This is a genomic window from Cupriavidus sp. (genome assembly GCF_057315035.1).
Genome location: NZ_DBHKYV010000071.1, coordinates 1 through 22,225, shown reverse-complemented (window position 1 = coordinate 22,225; position 22,225 = coordinate 1). Strand labels below are relative to the sequence as shown.

21 protein-coding genes are annotated in these 22,225 nt (G+C 62.4%); 20 read left to right on the top strand and 1 reads right to left on the bottom strand.

Annotated features, from left to right (window positions below; translation table 11 throughout):
- Nucleotides 1-82 precede the first annotated feature (82 nt).
- The 10 genes from ACO550_RS38875 (at nt 83) to ACO550_RS38830 (ending at nt 9,940) form a co-directional block, all read left to right on the top strand.
- On the top strand, nt 83-1,282 hold the full coding sequence (locus ACO550_RS38875; RefSeq protein WP_315598476.1) for an acyl-CoA dehydrogenase family protein: 1,200 nt from the start codon (nt 83-85) through the stop codon (nt 1,280-1,282).
- Between the two features lie 11 nt (nt 1,283-1,293).
- The gene (locus ACO550_RS38870) at nt 1,294-2,433 is read left to right on the top strand and encodes an acyl-CoA dehydrogenase family protein (protein WP_315598475.1); all 1,140 of its coding nucleotides are present in this window, start codon (nt 1,294-1,296) and stop codon (nt 2,431-2,433) included.
- 50 nt (nt 2,434-2,483) lie between these two features.
- Nucleotides 2,484-3,473: a Bug family tripartite tricarboxylate transporter substrate binding protein gene (locus ACO550_RS38865; RefSeq protein ID WP_485995163.1), complete on the top strand. Its 990-nt coding sequence runs from the start codon at nt 2,484-2,486 to the stop codon at nt 3,471-3,473.
- 46 nt (nt 3,474-3,519) lie between these two features.
- The gene (locus ACO550_RS38860; protein WP_315598474.1) at nt 3,520-4,137 is read left to right on the top strand and encodes a DsbA family protein; all 618 of its coding nucleotides are present in this window, start codon (nt 3,520-3,522) and stop codon (nt 4,135-4,137) included.
- A gap of 53 nt (nt 4,138-4,190) precedes the next feature.
- Entirely contained in the window at nt 4,191-5,165 is a 975-nt protein-coding gene (locus ACO550_RS38855) for a nitronate monooxygenase (protein ID WP_315598473.1), read from the top strand.
- Nucleotides 5,166-5,391: 226 nt separating this feature from the next.
- Nucleotides 5,392-5,871, top strand: a complete 480-nt coding sequence (locus tag ACO550_RS38850) for a VOC family protein (protein WP_315598472.1) — start codon at nt 5,392-5,394, stop codon at nt 5,869-5,871.
- Nucleotides 5,868-7,088, top strand: coding sequence for an FAD binding domain-containing protein (locus ACO550_RS38845; protein WP_315598471.1), 1,221 nt, complete (start codon nt 5,868-5,870; stop codon nt 7,086-7,088). The genes ACO550_RS38850 and ACO550_RS38845 overlap by 4 nt, the downstream gene beginning before the upstream one ends.
- Before the next feature lie 35 nt (nt 7,089-7,123).
- A complete protein-coding gene (locus ACO550_RS38840) occupies nt 7,124-7,507 on the top strand; it encodes a DUF485 domain-containing protein (RefSeq protein WP_315598470.1) in 384 nt (127 codons plus the stop codon).
- Nucleotides 7,504-9,141 (top strand): cation/acetate symporter ActP, encoded by a 1,638-nt coding sequence (locus ACO550_RS38835; protein WP_315598469.1) that lies wholly within the window; start codon nt 7,504-7,506, stop codon nt 9,139-9,141. Before ACO550_RS38840 ends, ACO550_RS38835 begins: the two co-directional genes overlap by 4 nt.
- 121 nt (nt 9,142-9,262) lie before the next feature.
- Nucleotides 9,263-9,940, top strand: a complete 678-nt coding sequence (locus tag ACO550_RS38830; RefSeq protein ID WP_315598468.1) for a TetR family transcriptional regulator — start codon at nt 9,263-9,265, stop codon at nt 9,938-9,940.
- Nucleotides 9,941-9,970: 30 nt separating this feature from the next.
- Here ACO550_RS38830 and ACO550_RS38825 read toward each other — a convergent pair whose 3' ends face one another.
- Nucleotides 9,971-11,653, bottom strand: coding sequence for a sigma-54 interaction domain-containing protein (locus ACO550_RS38825; protein WP_315598467.1), 1,683 nt, complete (start codon nt 11,651-11,653; stop codon nt 9,971-9,973).
- Nucleotides 11,654-11,918: 265 nt separating this feature from the next.
- Here ACO550_RS38825 and ACO550_RS38820 point away from each other — a divergent pair, with 265 nt between their 5' ends.
- Genes ACO550_RS38820 through ACO550_RS38775 form a run of 10 tightly spaced genes read left to right on the top strand, consistent with a single transcriptional unit; the run spans nt 11,919 to nt 22,036 of the window.
- On the top strand, nt 11,919-13,148 hold the full coding sequence (locus ACO550_RS38820) for a CaiB/BaiF CoA transferase family protein (RefSeq protein ID WP_485995164.1): 1,230 nt from the start codon (nt 11,919-11,921) through the stop codon (nt 13,146-13,148).
- A 12-nt stretch (nt 13,149-13,160) separates the two neighbouring features.
- Nucleotides 13,161-13,943 carry an enoyl-CoA hydratase-related protein gene (locus tag ACO550_RS38815; protein WP_315598465.1) on the top strand — a complete coding sequence of 261 codons (783 nt, stop codon included), beginning with the start codon at nt 13,161-13,163 and terminating at the stop codon, nt 13,941-13,943.
- A gap of 16 nt (nt 13,944-13,959) precedes the next feature.
- A complete protein-coding gene (locus ACO550_RS38810; protein ID WP_315598464.1) occupies nt 13,960-15,642 on the top strand; it encodes a class I adenylate-forming enzyme family protein in 1,683 nt (560 codons plus the stop codon).
- A 2-nt stretch (nt 15,643-15,644) separates the two neighbouring features.
- Nucleotides 15,645-16,415, top strand: coding sequence for an enoyl-CoA hydratase/isomerase family protein (locus ACO550_RS38805; RefSeq protein ID WP_315598463.1), 771 nt, complete (start codon nt 15,645-15,647; stop codon nt 16,413-16,415).
- A complete protein-coding gene (locus tag ACO550_RS38800; RefSeq protein ID WP_315598462.1) occupies nt 16,408-17,163 on the top strand; it encodes an SDR family oxidoreductase in 756 nt (251 codons plus the stop codon). Before ACO550_RS38805 ends, ACO550_RS38800 begins: the two co-directional genes overlap by 8 nt.
- A 33-nt stretch (nt 17,164-17,196) precedes the next feature.
- Nucleotides 17,197-18,363, top strand: coding sequence for an acyl-CoA dehydrogenase family protein (locus ACO550_RS38795; protein ID WP_315598461.1), 1,167 nt, complete (start codon nt 17,197-17,199; stop codon nt 18,361-18,363).
- A gap of 9 nt (nt 18,364-18,372) precedes the next feature.
- Entirely contained in the window at nt 18,373-19,248 is an 876-nt protein-coding gene (locus tag ACO550_RS38790) for a 3-hydroxyacyl-CoA dehydrogenase NAD-binding domain-containing protein (protein WP_315598460.1), read from the top strand.
- A gap of 1 nt (nt 19,249) precedes the next feature.
- On the top strand, nt 19,250-19,915 hold the full coding sequence (locus ACO550_RS38785) for a 3-hydroxyacyl-CoA dehydrogenase family protein (RefSeq protein ID WP_315598459.1): 666 nt from the start codon (nt 19,250-19,252) through the stop codon (nt 19,913-19,915).
- On the top strand, nt 19,912-21,024 hold the full coding sequence (locus ACO550_RS38780; RefSeq protein WP_315598458.1) for a CoA transferase: 1,113 nt from the start codon (nt 19,912-19,914) through the stop codon (nt 21,022-21,024). The genes ACO550_RS38785 and ACO550_RS38780 overlap by 4 nt, the downstream gene beginning before the upstream one ends.
- A 22-nt stretch (nt 21,025-21,046) precedes the next feature.
- A complete protein-coding gene (locus ACO550_RS38775) occupies nt 21,047-22,036 on the top strand; it encodes a zinc-binding dehydrogenase (protein WP_315598457.1) in 990 nt (329 codons plus the stop codon).
- The last annotated feature ends 189 nt before the right edge of the window (nt 22,037-22,225 follow it).

Genomic DNA, 22,225 nt, shown 5'->3' with positions numbered 1-22,225 from the left:
GCCCCCTATTGCGAAATATTGCGGAATCCACCGGCCTGCCGCGTTACTGCGGCGGGCCGGCGAATCCTGAACAAGGTTCGCCATGCAATTGACATTCACCCCCGCAGAGCAGGCCTTCCGCGAGGAAGTCCGTGCGTTCCTGGCCGCCCGATTACCCGACGAGATCCGTCGCAAGGTGGCAAGGAATTTTCCATTGACGAAAGCGGACGTCGTCCGCTGGACCAGAATCCTCGCCGAACAGGGATGGAGTACGCCGAACTGGCCGGTTGAGTACGGCGGCACCGGCTGGACGCCGATGCAAAGCTATATCTTCACCGAGGAGGCCGCGCTGGCTGGCGCACCCGAACCGATTGCGTTCGGCGTGCGCATGGTCGCGCCCGTGCTGCTCGCGTTCGGCACTGAAGCCCAGAAGGCGCGCTATCTGCCGCGTATTTGCAGCGGCGATGACTGGTGGTGCCAGGGCTATTCGGAACCAGGCGCCGGTTCCGACCTGGCCGGCTTGTCGACCAGCGCGAAGCTGGACGGCGACGCATTCATCGTGACCGGGCAGAAGATCTGGACGACGTATGCCCAACACGCCGACATGATGTTCTGCCTGGTCCGCACCGATCCGGCTGCGCGCAAACAGCAGGGCATTTCGTTCCTGCTGGTCGACATGAACTCACCGGGCATCACGGTGCGCCCGATCATCACGCTCGATGGCAAGCACGAAGTCAATGAGGTCTTCCTTGACGAGGTGCGGGTGCCCGCCGCCAACCTGGTGGGAGAACTGAATCGGGGCTGGGATTGCGCCAAGTACCTGCTGCGCCATGAAAGATTCAGCACCGGCATGATCGGGCAGATCCGACGGAACCTGCAATTCCTGATCGACACACTGAAAACCCGGCCCGCTCCCGGTGGCGGGCCGTTGAGCGAAGACCTGTCCTTCTGCGAACGCATTGCGCGCATCCGCATCGAGGTCGACGCGCTCGAATACACGCTGCTTCGCGCGCTCTCGGAAGCGGACAGAGGCGGTGATGTGGGCACCAAGGCGTCGCTGTTCAAGATCCGCAGTTGCCAACTGGCGCAGCAGGTGTCGGAACTGCACCTCGATGCACTGGGAACCGACGCCCTCGCCTATCCGTACGAAGCCCTTGCACCGGACTGGAGCAGCGGTGGCGCGCTACCGAGCTATGCGCCGGCACAGGTCGCCAGCTACCTGAACCTGCGCAAGCTGAGCATTTACGGCGGCTCCGAGGAAATCCAGCGAAACATCCTCGCGAAAGCCGAACTCGATCTGTAGAAGGCCCCCATATGGATTTCCACCTTACCGACGAGCAACGCATGCTCGAGGATGCCGTTGCGCGCTTCGTCGCCCGTGAACCGTCTTCCAAGCCCCACGCTGATGCCCAGGCAACCCGCGAGACCGCCGACCAATACTGGCACGGTCTTGCCGAGCTCGGCCTGCTTGGCTTGCCATTCGACGAAGCACGTGGCGGCAGTTCTGGCGGACATATCGAGACCGCACTGGTGATGCAACAGTTTGGCAAGGCACTGGTCATCGCGCCATACACCGCCGCCATCGTCCAGGTCGCGGCGCTGATGCGCCGCATCGGGTCGGACGACTGGAAGCGCTCGCTCGTGCCGCAGATTGCAGAGGGGCGCCTGCGGCTTGCCATTGCGCATGAGGAAGCAGGTAATCCCCTGCTTGGCTGCCATATCGATACGACTTGCTGCCCAAGTGGCAACGGCTTTGTCCTGCGCGGCCACAAGACGGGCGTGTTGACCGCGCACGCGGACACGCTTCTGGTGGTAGCGCGCCATCGGGCTGCAACCTCGCATGACGACCGCTTCAGTCTCCTGCAGGTCCAGGCGGACGCAGATGGCGTTACGCATCGACAGTATCGCGCCATCGATGGATCGCAGGTATCCGAGTACACCTTCCATGAGGTGTACGTGCCAAGTTGCGATGTCATTTACGCGGGCGGCGACGCGCTCTGCCATCTTGCATACGCCGAAGACGCAGCGCGGCTTGCACTGTGCGCGGAAGCGGTTGGGATCATGGATGCGATGACTGCCCAGACCGTTGCCTACAGCAAGACACGCAAGCAATTCGGCGTGGCGATTGGCAGTTTCCAGGCGCTGCAGCACCGGATGGTCGAGATGTTCGTTCATTGCGAACAGGCACGATCGGCACTTTGGCGCGCCGTTGCCCAGATGGACGACGAGGCGGCAAGAGCCGATGCCTGCGCTGCCGCAAAAGCCCTGATCGGCATTTCCGCGCGCTTTGTCGGGCAACAGGCCATCCAGCTGCACGGCGGCATGGGGATGAGCAACGAGATGCAAATCTCCCACTACTTCCGAAGACTGACAGCCATCGAACAGACCTTGGGCAACAGCGCCGCGCATCTCCGCAGGCTGGCAATCGGCATATCCGCCGGCGCGCGCTGTTGATAGATCCCAAGCGCACAAAGACATTCCATAACACTAGCAGGAGACAAACCATGAACCGACGGCAAATGCTGCGGGCAACCGCCATGTCGATGGCCGGCGCTGCCCTGACGGCCGAGGCCCCAACGACGCTGGCACAGACCGATGCCAGCAAGTACCCCGACCGACCCATCCGCATTTTGCTGGGTTTTTCCCCAGGCGGCTCGACCGATATCCCCATGCGGGTACTGGTCGCAAATGCGTCGAAGATTCTGGGCCAACCCGTCGTCATCGAGAACAAGCCGGGGGCGGCCGGTGTGCTACCGGCGCAGCTGCTGCAGTCGGCCAAACCGGACGGCTACACGCTGGCAGTGATACCGCAAGGCGTATTCCGCTTGCCCTACACTACCGACATCAACTGGAACCCGGCCGACCTGGCCTACATCATCGGCCTGTCCGGCTATGTGTTTGGCATCGTCGTGCCTGCGTCGTCGCCGATCAAGTCACTGGCGGACTACATCGCCTACGCGAAGAAGAATCCCGGTGAACTGACCTACAGCTCGCCCGGTGCGCTGACAACCAACCACCTGACAATGGAGCAGTTCTCGCGGCTGGCAAACGTGCGCCTGAACCACGTCCCCTACAAAGGCACGAGCGAGTCCTTGCAAGCATTGCTTGGCGGTCATGTGCAGTCGGCCGCCGAGACGTCTGGCTGGGTACCGTATGTCGAGAGCGGAAAAATGAGGTTGATTGTGGTCTGGGGAGACAAGCGCATGCCGCGCTTCCCCAATGTGCCAACCCTGAAGGAACTCGGCATCAACCTCGTGCAATCATCACCCTGGGGCCTTGCCGCCCCCACGGGCACACCGACGACCATCGTCGCCAAACTGCATCAAGCATTCAGGCAAGCCATGGAGCAGCCGAATTTCCGGGAAACGCTGACGCACTACGACATGGAGCCCCTATACATGAATCCGGAACAGTACCGCAGCTACGCGCAATCGGCGATGGCCAAGGAGAAAGCCATTCTGGAACAGATTCACTACAAGAAGAACAGCGGTTGACCAGGACATCCGCCAGATCATGCCCGCCCTATCAGGAGACAAGTCAATGAGCAAACCCATCGTACAGTTCCATTTCGACTTCGGCAGCCCGAACTCATACTTCTGCCACAAGGTGATTCCGGCCATCGAGCAACGTACTGGCGTGCGCGTCGAGTACGTGCCAATCCTGCTTGGCGGGCTGTTTCGCCTGACCGGCAACCGCTCGCCAGCGGAAGCCTTCGCCGGCATCAAGAACAAATCCGAGTACGGCCGCCTCGAGATCCAGCGGTTTATGCGCCAGCACCAGCTCGAGGCCTTCCGGTCCAACCCGCACTTCCCGGTCAATACCCTGCAGATCATGCGCGGCGCAGTCGCTGCCCAACTCGAGGGCTGCTTCGAGCACTACGTCGACACCGTGTTCTCGGCGATGTGGGAGCAGGAACAAAAGATGGATGATGCGGAAGTCATCCAGCGCGTGCTGAACAACGCCGGCATCGACGCGCAACGCCTGCTGTCGCGTACCGGCGATCCCGCCGTCAAGGAAACGCTGCTGCAGAACACCCAGGACTCATTCGAGCGCGGCGCTTTCGGCTCGCCGACATTCTTTGTCGATGGTGAGATCTACTTCGGCAAGGACCGTCTGCGTGAGGTCGAAGAAGAGATCGAACGAGTCAAGACACTCTGAAGCGATCCACAGACTTCCCACATCCTTTTTTGACCTTACCCGGCAGGACTTTCATGAAGACGCGCATTACTGAGTTGTTTGGCATCCGGTATCCAATCATCCAGGGAGGCATGCACTATGTTGGCCTCGCCCCATTGGCCGCGGCGGTTTCGAATGCCGGCGGTCTCGGCACCATCACCGCATTGACGCAACGTACGCCGGAGTTGCTCGCCAGGGAAATCGCGCGATGCCGGGAAATGACGGACTCCCCCATCGCCGTCAACCTGACATTCCTTCCCACCTTCTCGGCACCGCCCTACGCCGAGTACATTCACGCCATCGCGGAAGGCGGCGTACGGATCGTCGAGACCGCGGGCCGCAGCCCGGAGGCCCACATGCCCGCCCTCAAGTCGGCCGGCATCAAGGTCATCCACAAATGCACCTCGGTACGGCACGCGGTAAAAGCACAGAACATTGGCTGCGATGCGGTAAGCGTGGATGGATTTGAATGCGGTGGACATCCGGGCGAGGATGACGTCCCCAATATGATCCTGCTGCCAAAAGCCGCGCAGGCGCTGTCGATTCCGTTCGTCGCCTCGGGAGGCATGGCGGACGGACGCAGCCTGGTGGCCGCGCTGGCCTTGGGTGCGGACGGTATCAATATGGGCACGCGCTTTGTTGCAACCCGGGAAGCGCCCGTACATCCCAACGTCAAGCAGGCGATCGTCAGCGCCACCGAGCTGGATACGCGCCTGGTCATGCGCCCGCTGCGCAATACCGAGAGAGTGCTCGATAACGCCGGGGTGCGGCGCTTGCTGGAGATCGAACGCGAGAAAGGCGACGAACTCAAGATCTCCGACATCTACGGACAAGTGGCAGGCGTCTACCCAAAAATCATGGTCGACGGTGAAGTCGACGCCGGCGCGTGGAGCTGTGGCATGGTGGCCGGCCTGATCGACGACATCCCTGGCGTCGATGAGCTGATCAGCCGGATCGTCGCGCAAGCCCGAGAACTGATCGGCCGGAGATTGATGGACATGACGACCTGACAACATAACGGCATGACCGGCGGGGCCTGCTACGCGCTACCCAAGCGCAGGCGATGCCCCCGCCACTGTTTTTCCCGCCCGTGCGTGCGCTCTGCATCGCATCAGATCGAGAAAGTCGGCGTTCCTTAGGGTAAATACCCTCCCCTCGCGGCTTGGCTAACTCCTTCCCTCGCCCTAATATTTATCACATGATCACTTATCGATCGATAATCATCAGGAGGCAACCATGGGAATCAAGAAACTGGCCCACTACTCGATCCGCACGACCGACGTGGAACGTTCATGCGCGTTCTATGAACGCGTGCTTGGATTTCGGCGCGGATACCGCCCTCCATTCGCCTTCCCTGGCGCATGGCTGTACATGGGCGACGACGAGCGCGACTTTGGCACGGTGCACATCATTGGCGTCGACCCGAATGATCCGTCCGGCCTTGCGGCCTATCTCGGTGACAAGGCCCTGCCGCAGACCGGGACCGGGACGGTCGACCACATCGCGTTCCTTGCCGAAGGCGTTTCGCGGATGTGGGACACGCTGAAGGCGGAGGGCATTCCCTGGCGCGACCGCACGGTGCCCAGCCTTGGACTGCACCAGGTGTTCATCGAGGATCCCTCGGGCGTCACCATCGAACTCAATTATTCCGCCGAGGAAGTGGCGGGCCTGACCCTGCCCTCGCAGGCGCAAGTCAACGCAGGAGCCACAGCATGAGCGCAGCACAGCCTTCGCAACGCAAGGCCATCGTGATTGGCGGCTCGGTAGGCGGACTGTTTTCCGCCAACCTGCTGTCGCGCAGCGGCTGGGAAGTCGAGATTTTCGAGCGCACTCCCGAGGCGCTGACCGGACGCGGCGCCGGCATTGTCACCCACCCCGAGTTGTTCGATGCCCTGACCGCCGCAGGCGTCGAGGTGAATGCCAGCATTGGCGTGTCGATCAATACCCGGGTCACGTTGGCACGAGACGGCAGTGCCGTATCGGAACGTGAACTGCCGCAGACGCTGACGGCATGGGGCAAGATGTACGAAGTACTCGGCAACGCTTTTTCCGGCACCTATCGTACCGGCGCGCACGTGACGGCCGTTGCGTCGCACCCGGATCATGCCGAGGTCACGCTTGCCGACGGCACAACGCATCGGGCCGACATGGTAATCGCGGCCGACGGGTTCCGGTCCAGCGTGCGTGAACAGCTGCTGCCCGAAGCCCAGCTCGAATATGCGGGCTACATTGCATGGCGCGGACTCGTCGACGAAACCCAGCTGTCGCCAGAGACCCACGCAGCGATCTTCGACAAGTTTGCGTTCTGCCTGCCTCCCCACGAACAGATTCTTGGTTACCCGGTCGCTGGCGATAGAAACAGCACGGCCCCCGGCGAGCGACGTTTCAACTTCGTCTGGTATCGCGCAACCTGCGAAGACGAACTCGCCAACCTGCTGACCGATACCAACGGGAAATGCTGGTCCACGGGTATCCCTCCGGGCTTGATTCGTCCAGACGTGATCGCAGAGATGGAAAGCGCCGCGGCCGACCTGCTCGCACCCCAGTTCACCGAGGTCGTGGCGCGGACCACGCAGCCGCTGTTCCAGCCGATCTACGACCTGACCGTTTCGCGCATGTCATTCGGACGCATTGCATTGCTTGGCGACGCCGCATTTGTTGCACGTCCGCATTGCGGCATGGGTGTGACGAAGGCTGCCGGCGACGCCATGGCGCTGGTCCGCGCGCTGGAAGGATCCGACACCATCGAAGCGGGCCTCGACGCCTATGGCGCCGAGCGGGTACAGGTGGGACAGGCGATCGTCGAGCACGCCCGGCACCTGGGTGCCTACATGCAAGCGCAACTGAAAAGCGACGAGGACCGCGCCATGGCCGAGCGCTATCGGACGCCGGAAGCCGTCATGCGAGATACCGCCGTGTCGCGCCGCTTCTGAGCAAGTCCTTTCGACAACAATACAAGGAGACAGTCATGCCTCACATCGCCCCCCAGGCTGCGGCATCCGACGCACCGTTCGGTGCTCACTTCGCCACCGGCGATATCGATCCCCCGTTTATCCCGCACCCGATGCTCGCTCGTGCCGATTTCGAGCAACTACACCGGTCGCGGCGACGCTTTTCCTGGTCGCTTACCGCGATCATGCTGGCCGCCTACTTCGGCTTTATCCTGACCCTGGCGTTTCGCCCCGACCTCCTGGCCCTGCAACTGGTGGCCGGACAGCCGATGAGCGTGGGCATCCCGATCGGATTCGGCATGTTTGCGTTCACGTTCGCGATGGTCGCCGTCTATGTCTATCGCACCAACACTGTCTACGACCGCATGATCGCGGACGTTCGCGCCGGAGCCCAGCCATGAACCGTATCCTTCCCACAGCCCTCGCGCTGGCGGTGGCCACTCCGGCCATCGCCGCCACGCCGCCAGTCGGTCAGGGGCTCAACGTCATCGCCATCGCGATGTTCCTGGTGTTCGTCGTAGCAACGCTTGGCATCACGCGATGGGCGGCCCGGCGCAACAACAGCGTGGCAGACCATTATGCCGCGGGCGGCAAGATCACTGCCATGCAGAATGGCTGGGCCATCGCCGGCGACTACATGTCCGCCGCCTCGTTGCTCGGCATCTCCGCATTGGTGTTCACCAGTGGCTACGATGGGCTGATCTACTCCATCGGCTTTCTGGCAAGCTGGCCGATCATCCTGTTCCTGATTGCCGAACCGCTGCGCAACCTGGGGCGCTACACATTGGCCGATGTATTGTCATACCGGCTTCGGCAACGCCCAATCCGCGCATTCTCGGCATCCAGCTCCATCGTGATCGTGCTGCTCTACCTGGTGTCGCAGATGGTGGGCGCCGGCAAGCTCGTGGAACTGCTGTTCGGCTTCAACTACACCTCGGCAGTGGTGCTGGTAGGCGTGCTGATGGTGGTCTATGTGTTCTTTGGCGGCATGCTGGCCACCACGTGGATCCAGATCATCAAGGCGGTCATGCTTTTAGCCGGCTGTGCGTTCATGGCGTTCATGGTAATGAGCCGGTTCGGATTCAGCCTGAACAGCCTGTTCGACCACGCCATTGCCGCACATGGCAAGCAGCAGGCCATCATGCGCCCCGGCGGCCTGGTCTCAGACCCGGTATCCGCAGTCTCGCTCGGGCTGGCGCTGATTTTCGGCACGGCAGGCCTGCCGCACATCCTGATGCGGTTCTTCACGGTCAGCAACGTCAAGGCCGCGCGCAAGAGCGTGCTGTACGCCACCGGCATCGTTGGCATGGGCTATGCCATGATCATTGTGATCGGCTTCGGCACGATCGCGCTGGTGGCTCAGGACCCGCTGTATCACAACAGCGCCGGCGCGGTCATCGGCGGCGTCAATATGGTGGCGGTGCACCTGGCCCACGCGGTCGGCGGTAACGTGTTCCTCGGCTTTATCTGCGCGGTGGCGTTCTCGACCATCCTGGCCGTGGTGGCCGGACTGACGCTGGCCGGTTCATCCGCCATCTCGCACGATCTGTATGCCACGGTGCTGCGCCAGGGCAAGGCATCGGACAAGGATGAGATGCGTGTCTCGCGCATGACGACACTGGTACTGGGCGTGCTGTCGATCCTGCTCGGTATCCTGTTCGAAAAGCAGACCATCGCATTCATCGTCAGCCTGACGTTCTCGATCGCCGCCAGCTCCAACTTTCCGGTGCTGCTGCTGTCGATCTACTGGCGCGGCCTGACCACGCGCGGCGCAGTCATTGGCGGCATGATGGGCCTGGTCACGGCCGTGGTGCTGACGATCCTGAGCCCGACGGTCTGGGTGCAGGTCCTCGGGCACGCGTCGGCAATCTACCCGTACGAGTATCCGGCGCTGTTCTCGATGCTGGTGGCTTTTGTCGGGATCTACGCCTTCTCGGTAACCGACCGCTCGGCACGCGGCGCCTGGGAGCGCAATACCTACCAGAACCAGCGTGTGGACTGCGAACTGGGCATCACCGCCAGATCGGGAGGCTGAACTCGTCTTCCGGCATTCGGATCAGGGCGGCGGCCTCCAATCGGGCCACCGCCCTGTTCCCATTTATCGGGCGATTGGTAGAATCGGACCTTATCCGGACAGCAGGACCAGAGAGACAGCCATGGAGTCACGCGCCACAACCACCGAAGACGACGACGCCGCCGCCAAGTCCACGCGCCGCCTGCTGCCTGAAGAGCGGGAGCAGCAGATCGTCGAAAAGGCGATCGAGCATTTCACGCGCAACGGTTTCGGCGGTAGTACGCGCGAACTGGCCCGGCAAATCGGGGTCACGCAACCCTTGCTCTATCGGTACTTCGAGAGCAAGGACGCATTGATCGAGCGCGTTTACAACGAGGTCTTCCAGTGGCGCCCCGATTGGGAGCGCCAGATAGCCGACCGCTCGCTGCCGCTGACGGAACGACTCCATGCCTTCTACCTCGACTATTCGACAGTGATCCTCCGTGAGGAATGGATCCGCCTCTTCATTTTTGCCGGCCTGACGCACGAAGGCATCAACAACAAGTATCTGAGCAAGCTGCGCACCAAGGTGTTCCTGCCGGTCCTGGCCGAAGTGCGCGAGGCGTTCGGCATTCCCGCACCGCGCAGCACCGCTGAAACCGACGCCGAAATCGAGATGATCTGGAGCCTCCATGCGGCGATCTTCTACATCGGCGTGCGCAAGTGGGTCTATGGATTGAAAGTCCCTACCGACCTGGATGCGGTGATTCGCCAGAAGGTGGACATGTTCCTGTACGGCGCGCCAGCTGCAATGGAGAAAATGCGCGGCGGGAAGAGCTGAGCGATCTGTATCAAGAATCTGAAGCCAGCATCAACGCCAGCTAATATCGGCGTGCCCTTCCTCTTCGATCATGCTCAACCGCTTGTAAAGATACGAGCGTGAAATCCCGAGCTCTTCGGCAACGCGCTTCTTGTTGCCGCCCGTACGGCGCATGGCCTCGACAATCAGGTCCGATTCCAGGCGCTCCTTCACCTCACGAATATCCGGCTGCCGACGCTTGGGCAAAGCGTCGGCGTCCGTGTTGCCATCTCGCGATCGCGCAGATGGCTCGGCCCCTTCCAGCGTACCGAAGTCGTGAATGGACAGGACCGGTCCGTCGCAGAAGATTGCGGCACGCTCCAGCGCATGCTGCAGTTGCCGGACATTGCCGGGCCACGCCCGCGATTGCAGAAAGTGGATGGCGGATGCGGCAACCGATTTTTTCGGTGCGCCGTGCCGCATCGCAAACGCTTCCAGGAACGTATCAGCCAGTTCGGGGATGTCTTCGAGCCGATCGCGCAACGCAGGCAGACGCAGGGTGACAGCGCTAATGCGATAGAAGAGATCGAGCCGGAAGGTCGAGGCGCCGATCATCGCCTTGAAATCGCGATTGCTGGCGGAGATCAACCGGAAGTCGGAATGCCTGGCCCGGTCTCCGCCGATGCGCTCGAACTTGCCGTCTTGCAACACGCGCAGAAGCTTGACCTGCATATCGATCGGCATATCGCCGATTTCGTCGAGGAAGAGCGTACCGGTATCGGCCGCTTCAAACTTGCCCTTGCGGCCCTTGCGATCGGCGCCAGTGAACGCTCCCGGCTCGTAACCGAATAGTTCGCTCTCCACAAGGTTTGCGGGCATGGCAGCCGAATTGACCAGCACCAGAGGTTTGTCGCTGCGCGGGCTGAGCATGTGGATGGCATGCGCGACCATTTCCTTCCCGGTTCCGCTTTCGCCCGCCAGCAGCACTGGCACATCGAGGGGTGCCACCCGAAGGATGTCTTCCTTCAGGCGCCGCACAGCATCGCTGCTTCCCACGATCTGGTCCAGGCCGTAGCTGCGGTTGCGGATGCCGGAAAGTTCGCGCCGGTAGAAATCCAGTTCCTGCTTGACCTGGGCGAGTTCGACGGTCAGGTCACGAATGGCCTCCGGCCCCTTGAACATCACCTGCCCAATGGCGGCCACCACCCGTTTATTGCGATCGAAGATTGGCAGACGAGACACCACGCGCGTTACGCCGTTCATTTCCTGCAGCTGCGCCACCTGTCCCTTGCCTGTGGCCACGACCTCCTGCAACTTCGTATTCTCGATAACCGACGTCACATCCCTGCCGATGGCCTCGCCGTGCTTGAGACCGAAGAATCGCTCGTGCACCGGGCTCATGTATGTGATGCGCGCAGACGTATCCACCACCACCATCGCCTTGTAGGGGTCCGTCACGAAATGCCTGAGGATATCGGGTGCTGCCTCCACGCTCGCCACGAACTCGCTGAGTTCGTCCCCTTCCTGCAAGACAAAAATCAGAAAGCAGACCGCGTCCCGCGTGGGAATGGCGGCAACCGTTAGCGGCCGTTCCAGTTCGGCCATGTACGACATGCGCTTGAGCGGAACGCGGCCCCTGTTTTGCCACAGCCGGCCGAGGGACTTCGCAACCATCGAATCCGTCCCCAGCCCACTGGAAAAGGTGGTATTCCCATCGGCATCCAGCACGAGGATGCCCTCTGATTCACGCTTCATGTCTCCACCGTCTCGGTCTGTTCTTTGAATACCAGTGTCTTCGGCGACTACACAATTGCCTTTCCGTGACGCCACGAGGACACAGGGAAGACAGTTCGATTCTATGCAGTTTTACGTAACGCCGCCGAAATCGCCAGCCGCGTAGGCCCGTTAAACCGCGTCGCTTCAACCTTTCGCACGCAGTCCCGGTGGCTCTGCAAATCCCATGCCAATTTGGTGGCACGCGCTTTGCAGTATGTCCGGCAACCTCGATTCTTCGACTGCCATGGACACTCTGAATACACTCCCCCTTCAAACGGCCGGCGCCGGCCTCGCTTGCCTGAAAGGCATCCGCGTGGTCGACTTCACAACCTCCGTGGCGGGACCGTACGGCACCCTGTTGCTGGCAGACCTGGGCGCGGAAGTCATCAAGGTGGAAAAGCGCAACGGCGGCGATGACACGCGCAGTTGGGGTCCCCCGTTCCTCGACGGCGAGTCACTGTGGTTTCTCAGCATGAACCGCAACAAGCGCAGCGTGACCATCGACCTCACCCGTCCGGAAGGACAGCGCGTCGCGCACGAACTGGTTCGCAAGGCCGACGTGGTTGTGCTCAACACCGGTCAGCGGGTTCAGCAAAAGCTTGGGTTGGACTACGACACGCTCAAGTCCCTTCACCCTCGCCTGATCCACGTCACCGTTACCGGCTTCGGCCTTGATGGCGAGCGCGCCGATCTGCCGTGCTACGACCTGATTGCGGAAGGCTATTCCGGCGTCATGCATCTGACTGGCGAGGCCGATGGTCCGCCCCAGAAAGTTGGCACGCCGGCCGCCGACCTGCTGTCCGGCCAGGACATTGCCATGGCCACGCTGGCTGCGCTGTTCGAGCGTACGCAAACCGGCGCCGGCAAGCGTATCGACGTATCGATGGTGGCAACGATGGCGCGGTTCATGTCGCCACGGATCGTCCCGTACCTGGGGTCGGGCGAGGCACCTAACCGCTCCGGCGGTACGGATTCCGTGATTGCGATCTACCAGGTCTTCGACACCGCCGACGCGCCTATCACGCTGGGGTTGGGAAACGACGCCATCTGGCATCGCTTCTGGCAAGCCGTGGGACAGCCCGAATACGGCCATCAGCCCGGGTTCGAAACGAATGCAAGCCGCAGGGCATCCCGTGCGTCCATCGTGCAGGCCATCGCCGACCTTCTCGCGACCCAGCCGCGGCAGCACTGGCTCGCCCTGTTTGCTCAGCATCGCATTCCTTCCGGCCCGATCAATGGCATCGACGAATTGGCGGCAGACGTGCCCCTGCGCGAAAGCGGCTTTCTCTTTACGGCACAAGGCACCGCGGGGCGGGTTCCACAGGTCGGATTGGGTATCCGCTTCGACGGTAGCAGCGACGTGCTTCGCAGCCCACCGCCCGCACTCGGCCAGGATACCGAACGCATTCTCAAGGAAGAGCTGTCCATGTCCGAGACCTGCATCGCGGGCCTCATCGATTCAGAAATCGTCTAACAAGGAGACAAGATGACCCAATACACCGAGATTCTGTACAAGGAAGATGGTCCGATCGGCACGATCACGCTGAACCGTCCGAACGACGGCAACATGTTCACCGAGACCATGTGTCACGAGATCCGCGATTGCATCAACCAGATTCGTCGCGAGACGCGCACGCGAGTCATTGTCATCACCGGTGCGGGCGACAAATTCTTTTGCACCGGTGGCCGCAAGGACGGCATGCAGGACACCACGCTTTACGCAGGCGTGCTGCCCACGCTGGAAATGTACGAGAGCATCGACCGGTTGCAGAAGCCGGTGATTGCTTCGGTCAATGGCTTCGCCGTGGGCGGCGGCAACGTCCTGCAGGTGGTATGCGACCTGACAATTGCAAAGGAGTCGGCGATCTTCCGCCAGGTTGGACCCATGGTCGGTAGCTTCGACGCAGGCTACGGCACCTGGTACCTCGAGGATCTGGTCGGGAAGAAGCGCGCCAAGGACATCTGGTATCGCAACCCGAAGATCACCGCCCGTGAAGCGATGGAGATGGGGCTGATCAACAAGGTCGTGCCCGATGACCAGCTCGCAGCGGCAACGCGCGAGTATGCGCTGGAAGTGGCCGAGCGCGGCGCCTTCGCGCTTGCGTCGCTCAAGAGCGCATTCAACGCACGCCATGGCGGTGTCAGCGGCCTGTCTCGCATGGCCCACGACTTGCTGCTGCGCGGCTACCTGGAAACCGACGAGCACGACGAACTGGCCGCTGCCTTCGCCGAACGCCGCAAGCCGGATAGCGCGAAGTTCGGCCATTGATGCCCGGATAGAGATCATGCAAAACATCCTCACGCTTCACAATCCGCAGAATGCGCGGGACTACTACCTGTCTGGCATCTGGCAGCAGGAGACCCTGTACACACTGGCGAGGCGCCACTCACGCGAACGACCGACATCGTGCGCGCTGCGCGACGCCGACCTGCGCCTGACATGGCGCGAGGTGGTCGACTGGGTGGACAGCGTGGCCGAAACGCTTCACCGACAGGGGCTGAAACCTGGCGACCGGGTTGGCATCTGGCTGCCGAACGTCGTACAGGCCACGATTGTGTTCCTCGCCTGCTCGCGCAATGGCTATGTGTGCTGCCCCTCGCTGCACCAGAACTACACGGTCGACGAGATCTGCACACTGCTCAACCGTATCCAGTGCAGAGCCCTGTTCGGAATGCCGGGATACGGCGCCGATGCCGACCGCAACTCAATCTTCGCCCGCGCGGCAGATGTGCCGACGATCTCGGCCATGTACGCGATGCCGGGCAACGGCACTGGCGGGACGACGTTCCCCGCCGACGCACAACCGTTCCCCGACCGGCAACCGCCATCCGCGCTGTCCACACCGGACCTGAACCCTGACAAGATCGTCTACCTGGCGTTCACGTCCGGCACCACGGGCTTGCCAAAAGGCGTCATGCACAGCGACAACACGTTGCTGGCCAACGGCCGCGCGCTGGTCGAGGATTGGGGCCATGGCGCCGGTACCGTTTTGCTGACGCTGAGTCCGATGAGCCATCACATCGCGACGGTTGCGCTCGAACAGGTACTCGTGGCGGGCGCCGAACTGGTCATGACCAACCTCACGCCGGGAAAGCAGGCAATCGACTGGATCCTCGAGACGGGCGCCACATATGTCATGGGCGTACCTACCCATGCCATGGACATCCTGCAAGCGGTCCGGGACCGCAATCTGAACACCCTTGGCGAGGTGCGCACGTTCTACATGGCGGGCTCCGCGATTCCGCGAGAGGTCGCGCAGAAGTTCGTGACCCTCGGCATCACGCCACAGAACGTCTATGGGATGACGGAGAACGGGTCGCACAACTACACGATTCCGACCGATACGCCTGACACCATTGTCTCCACGTGCGGACGCGCCTGCCGCGGTTACGAGGTGCGGCTGTGGAAGCAGGACAACTGGGACGTGGAGGCCGAAGTCGGCGAGATCGGCGAAATTGGCGGATGCGGTGGCCTGCTCATGCTGGGCTACTTCAGCAATCAGGTCGCAACGGAAACCTCGTTCAATATTCACGGCTGGTTCATGAGCGGTGATCTGGGCATCGTTGACGAAAACGGCTGCATCGTGATCGTCGGGCGCAAGAAGGACCTCATCATCCGAGGTGGGCACAACATCCATCCCGCGCGCATCGAGGAACTGGCCCTGCGTCATCCGCTCGTGGAGCGGGCCGCAGCCTATCCTGTACAGGATGAGCGACTCGGCGAGAAAGTCTGCCTGGCCGTAGTGGTCCGCGCAGACCAATCGCTCCCGCCCGACGACATGCTGGCACACCTGGCCAGTTGCGGACTGTCGAAATACGACATGCCCGAGTTCTTCATCAGCCTCGACCAATTCCCGTTGACGGCCAGCGGCAAGATCCTGAAGCGCGACCTTGTCGAAATGACCTTGCGCGGCGAACTGAAGCCGACCGGTGTCCGCTACAAGTCGCCCGCCGCGGCAGGAGCCTGACCATGTCGATCGATATCAAGTTTGACGGCCCGTATGCCATCCTCACGCTAAACCGGCCCGAAGCCCGCAATGCGCTGCAGTTCACCATGATCGAGGCCCTGTCCTACACGCTCGACCAGGTGGCAGCGTCGGGCGCCCGCGCACTGATCGTGACGGGAGCCGGTCCGAAGTCGTTCTGCGCCGGGGCAGACATCACCGAACTGATGGATCGCAGCCTGATGGCGCAACGGCAGGGGGCCCAGTTGGGCCAGCGCACGTTCGACAAGCTGGCAAGTTTGCCGATCCCTTCGGTGGCCGTGATCCACGGCTACGCCTTTGGCGGGGGCCTGGAACTCGCGATGGCCTGCACCTTCCGCATTGCAACGGTGCACGGCCGCATGGGCCTACCCGAGATCAAGCTTGGGTTGATACCGGGCTACGGCGGCACCCAGCGCCTGCCGCGCCTGATCGGAGAGGCGCGCGCACTGGAGATGGTGATGTCCGGACGCACCGTCGAGGCCATCGAGGCTGAACGATGGGGGCTCGTCAACCGCGTCGTTGCCGATGGCGACCCCGTCGAACTCGGCAAGACGTTCCTCTCGGAATTCATTGGCTACAGCCGCTGTGCTTCGCAATTTGCACGTGATGCGGTCGTGCGTGGGATGGCTACCACGCTCAATGCTGGCCTGGAGATCGAAGCCGACCTGTCCACGCTTGCGTACCAGACGGCAGACGCCGCCGAGGGCATGCGTGCTTTCCTCGACAAACGTACGCCGGAGTTCAAGGATGCCTGAACATCAACACGGCACGGTGATCGTGACCGGCGCCAGCCGGGGCATCGGCGCCTCCATTTCGCGCGAACTTGCACGCGCCGGGCTGCACGTGGCTTGCCTGTCCCGCTCTGGCGAACTGCCCGATGCCGGCACGCTCGACGATGGCGAGTACAAACGCCTTGCCGCGCTACGTTGCGACATCACCGATTCCGCCTCCCTGGTTGCCGCTTTCGAGGCAGCACCGAACTTGTTCGGCCAACCTGTCGTCGGCCTGGTGAACAACGCAGGCATTCACCTGCAAGGGCCATCCGCCACCTTCCCGATCGCCGACTTTGAGCGAGTGATGCAGACCAACGCATCGTCGGTACTGCTCGCAAGCCAGGTTGCCTACCCGCTGCTTCGGGAAGCCGGTGCGGCGCTGATCGTCAACATTGGCTCGTTCTACGACAAGTTGGGGGTACGCGGCAATGCCGCCTACTGCGCCTCGAAGGCGGCGGTCGGCGCCATCTCGCGTTGCCTGGCGGTCGAATGGGCGCGCGATGGCATCCAGGTGGTCAACATTGCACCGGGCTATATCGAAACCGATCTCAACCGCGACGAGTTGAACGAGGGTGCCCTCCAAGCGTTCCTGAAGAAGCGGATTCCTGCTGGCGGGCCGGGCAAATCCGAGGATATCGGCCGCCTCGTCGCCATGCTGTTCCAGCTCCCCGGCCGTTTCCTGACAGGCGACACGCTCTATGTCGATGGCGGCCAGGGCATGGCGCTCTGACGCCCACTCTGAGCCCCATATACGGAGGAAGACATGAATATGCTGGACCGAATGGACGCAAGGCTGCCGCTGTCGTCCGAGGAACGCATGCTGCTCGACAGCGTCAAGGAAGTCTGCAGGACCCAGATTGCGCCACGCGCGGCCGACTATGACCGCAGCGGCGCGTTCCCATGGGAGAACGTGCGCGCTATCAACGAACTGGGGCTGAACGCGATGTTCGTGCCAGACCAGTATGGCGGCGCTCAACTTTCCTTCCTGAGCTACCTCGCTTGCGTACGCGAGATCTCGAAGGCATGCGCCTCTACCGGTATCGTCTGGGCCACGAACTACCACGCCATCAAGCCGCTGATCGAATACGGCAGCGAGGAGCAGAAGAGCCGACTATTGCCACGCATCGCGGAAGGCGGCCTGGCCTCGCTGGCCATCACGGAACCGTCCGCTGGTTCAGATGCCACGGGGATGCGCACCAGCTTTACCCCTGATGGCGACGACATTGTCATCCAGGGCGGCAAGACTTTCATCACCAATGGCGACGTAGCGGACCTTTATCTGGTGTTCGGCAAGTGGTCGGACATTCCGGACCCCAAAGGCGCCATCTCCGTTCTGATCCTGGAAAAGGGCACGGAAGGTCTGCGCGTAATGGGCACCGAGCACAAGATGGGCACCCGCGCGTCAAGCACCGCAAGTCTCGCATTCGACGGGTGCCGTGTGCCGCGTGCCAATCTCATCGGCAATCCCGGAGAAGGCCTGCAGATCCTGTTTGGCTCTCTGAACCGCTCCCGCCCCAGTGTGGCCGCGCATGCGCTGGGTATCGCACGCGCGGCGTTCGAGGACGCGGTGGATTACATCAACGAACGTCGGCAATCGGGCAAACGAATCCTGGAGTTCCAGGGTATCCAGTTCATGCTGGCTGACCTGGCGACGGAGCTGGTGCTTTGCGAATCGTGGCTATGGCGTGTCGGCGAGATGGTCGATGCCGGGGACCAGGACTTTGGTATCGAGGCCTCGATGCTCAAGCAACGTGCCACCGATGCCGCCATGCGCATCACCACCGATGCCGTGCAACTGTTCGGCGGCTATGGCTATTGCAATGACTACCGTGTCGAGCGCCTGATGCGCGATGCCAAGATCACCCAGATCTGGGAAGGCACCAACCAGGTCCATCGACAACTGATCGGCCGCAGCTTTCTGAAAAAATAGGAGACAACCGTGACGACCATACAAACCGTCGGCATCGCCGGCGCTGGCACCATGGGTGCCGGCATCGCGATCGTGGCCGCTCGGGCGGGCTTTCGCACCATCGTGTTCGATACGCGGCAGGATGCGCTGGACCGTGCTCGCGGCCAGACCGAGGCCTTTCTAAAGAAGTCCGAAGAGCGCGGCAAGCTGCCGGCTGGCGCCGCCGCCGAAGCGTTGGCCCGTTGGGAAGGCACAACCCAACTGGCGGATCTCGCCCGCTGCGACCTCGTCATCGAAGCGATCTTCGAGGATCTTGGCGTCAAGCACCAGTTGTTCAGCCAGCTCCATGAAGTTTGTCCCGAGAGCACCATCTTTGCGTCGAACACCTCGACCATCTCGATTACCGAGATTGCCGGCGGCTCGGGACGTCCGGATCGATTTGTCGGCATGCACTTCTGCCTGCCTGCTCAGCTCATGAAGCTGATCGAAATGTCACCCGGTCTTGCCACGTCCGAGGATACGTTCCAGAAGGCCTGGGCATTCGCCGAAGCCATGGGACAGAGGCCAGTGACCACCCAGGATACGCCGGGGTTCATCCTCAACTACTTCCTGATTCCGTTCAACAACGACGCGATCCGTCTGGTCGAGCAAGGCGTCGCCGAGCCTGCCGACATAGACCTCGCAATCAAGACGGCACTTGGCTATCCGATGGGTCCACTGGAGTTGCTTGACCTCGTTGGCATGGATACCCAGAAGCTGCTGTGCGAAGCCATGCACGGTCTCACGCACGAACCTCGCGCCGCCTGCCCGCCGCTCGTGCGCCGCATGATCGCGGCCAATCACCTGGGCAAGAAGACCGGGCGTGGCTTTCACACCTATGGCAACACCAAGATGTTCGGAGCCTGACATGCGCTATGAAATAGTGAAAACCGGCGAGAGCCGCTCGTTCCCCACGTCGCACCCCTTTCTCGAGCAGGCATCGCGGGACGCCGAAGGTATCGTCTACCTGGGGTCTGACGCCGGCCTGTCGTACGCTGCAGCGGAAGGTCACTCACAGCGTGTCTTCGTGGCGATCGAACTGGGTACCGAATGTCTTGGAACCCATACCGGCGAGTGTCGTGGCCAGGAAGGCTCGAACGTGGTCGGGTTCGCCCGTTTTCGGTTGGGTGATGCCGATCCGAGTCCGCTCGTGGAACTGGTCAGGCAGCCCAACACGCAGCCCGCCGCAATCGCTGCCGCAAAGGCGGCTTTTGAAGCCGCGGGACTCGTTGTGGCGATCTGCAACGACTTTCCCGGCCGCATCGTTGATCGGCTGATCCGCCCCTATTTCAATGCGGCCCTGCGCCGCCTCGACGAGAAGCTGGCCAGCGCCGACGATCTCGACAAGACGCTATGCCTCGGGCTCGGTTATCCGGAAGGCCCGATCTCGCTGCTCGAACGTACAGGGCTGGCACATCATTTTCGCGTAACCGAAGCGCTGCACGAAGCGCTGGGGCAAGAACCGTACGCCCCCGCGCGGCGCGCCCGCGTGGCTGCCGAGCGCGCCGGCGCCGCACCGAGGAAGACGTCATGACCCAACCGCTCGCCGGCATAAAAGTGCTTGATTTCAGCACTCTCCTGCCTGGCCCGCTTTGCTCCCTGCTGCTCGCGGAAGCGGGCGCCGAAGTCATCAAGTTCGAGCGTCCGGGCCGTGGTGACGAGATGCGGTCGTACGAACCGAAGGTCGATGCCGACAGCGCAAACTTCGTCCTGCTCAATCGGGGCAAGCAATCGGTATCCATCGACCTGAAGTCGCCGGACACGCTGACGCGCCTGACTCCCCTGATCCGCGAAGCCGATGTGCTTATCGAGCAGTTCCGGCCCGGCGTCATGGAGCGCCTCGGGCTGGGCTTTGCCGCCTTGGCCGAGATCAATCCCCGCCTCGTCTATTGTTCGATCACGGGATTTGGGCAACATGGCCCCCGCGCCAACGAGGCCGCGCATGACCTGAACTACGTCGCGGCATCCGGCACGCTTTCGCTGACGGCGGGCAAGGATGGCGCGCCGGTGCTACCCCCTGCCCTGATAGCCGACATCGCTGGTGGCACCTACCCTGCGATGATCAACATCCTGCTGGCGCTGCGTCAGCGCGACCAGACCGGGTCCGGTGTCCATCTCGATATCGCGATGGCGGACAACCTGTTCACGTTCCAGTACTGGGGGCTCGGCAATGGCGCTCTCGGTGCCTGGCCGGGTACCGCGTCGGAACTGGTGACAGGCGGGACGCCGCGCTACCAGATCTACCGTACTGCGGACGGCGCCTTCCTGGCTGCGGCGCCGCTGGAAGACAAGTTCTGGGATAACTTTGTCCGGCTGGTGGGTCTCGACGCGGACGCTTTGACGGCACTGGCACCCAGCGACGCCATCGACGCCGTCGCGGCCGCCATCGCGCAGCACCCGGCGGCATATTGGGAAGACCGTTTCGCGGGGCAGGATGTCTGCACGAGCCGGGTCGTCAGCCTGGAAGAGGCGCGGCACGATCCGCATTTCCGGAAACGCGGCCTATTTGGACAACACGTGGCGACCGCAGCAGGCGCCACCATGCCGGCCTTGCCCGTTCCGATCGATGCGGCCTTCCGCGGCACAGACGACACCCGCCAGGCACCCGCGCTTGGCGCCCACAACGCCATGCTCGATCATTGAGGGCGGCACCATGAAAGCCACCATGAAAGCTATTGTCATCAGGGAATATGGCAGTCCCGCCTCCGTCGCAGTCGATGATCTGCCAGCACCGCAGGTCGGGGATCAAGATGTGCTCATCGAGGTCCATGCCGCTGCGGTCAACTATCCGGACGTCCTGGTCGTGCAAGGCAAGTACCAGATGCTGCCACAACGTCCGTTCGCGCCGGGCAAGGATGCGGCGGGCATTGTCCGCGCGGTCGGGGCTAATGTGACACACCTCACGCCCGGAGATCGGGTCGTGGCGCAACTCGAGTATGGCGCCTTCGCCGAGTTGGCCAGTGCCAATGCCTCCGCCTGCTTCAAGATCCCGGATGCCATGCCGTTCGAGGATGCCGCCGCCATGGGTCTTGTCTACCAGACTGCCTACTTCGCCCTCATGGAGCGGGGCGGATTCCGCCCCGGCGAAACCGTGCTGGTCACCGGCGCGGCCGGCGGCGTCGGTTCCGCAGCGATCCAGATCGTCAAGGGACTGGGTGGCGTCGCATTGGCGGGCATCGGGGGGAACAGTCAAACCACCACTGCCAGCGACCTGGGCGCCGATGCCATCATCGACCTCGCCGTGCCGGACCTGCGCGAATCGCTGCGAGAACAGGTGCGCAATGCCACGGACAATCATGGTGCGGACGTCTTGCTCGACACACTGGGAGGCGATGTCTTCGATGCCGCACTGCGCGCGATGGCGTGGTGTGGCCGAGCTGTGGTCATTGGCTTCGCGGCTGGACGCATTCCCGAGATCAAGGCCAACTACCTGCTGGTGAAGAACATCAGCGTCAGCGGACTGCAATGGAGCGACTATCGCGACCGCCAACCGGATAAAGTCCTGGCCGTGCAGCGGCAACTCTTCCAGCTCTATGAGCAAGGTGCGCTCCGGCCAAGGATCGCCGCCAGCCTGCCTCTCGCGCGTGCTGGCGAAGCGTTGGCGCAACTCGCATCCGGACAAGCTGTGGGTAAGTATGTGCTGACGCTGCAGTAACGCGGGCAACCTGGCGCAAAGCCCCTTCCGACCACCGACGCAGCCGCGAGCGAAAACTCGCGGCTGCGTTGCCCTGTACTCCGACATTTCAAGAACCAGACAGCATGACCTCGCAAGCTACCTTCACCACCTCCATCCAGACACTTGGCATCGTTGGCACCGGCGCCATGGGCCGCGGCATCGCCCAGA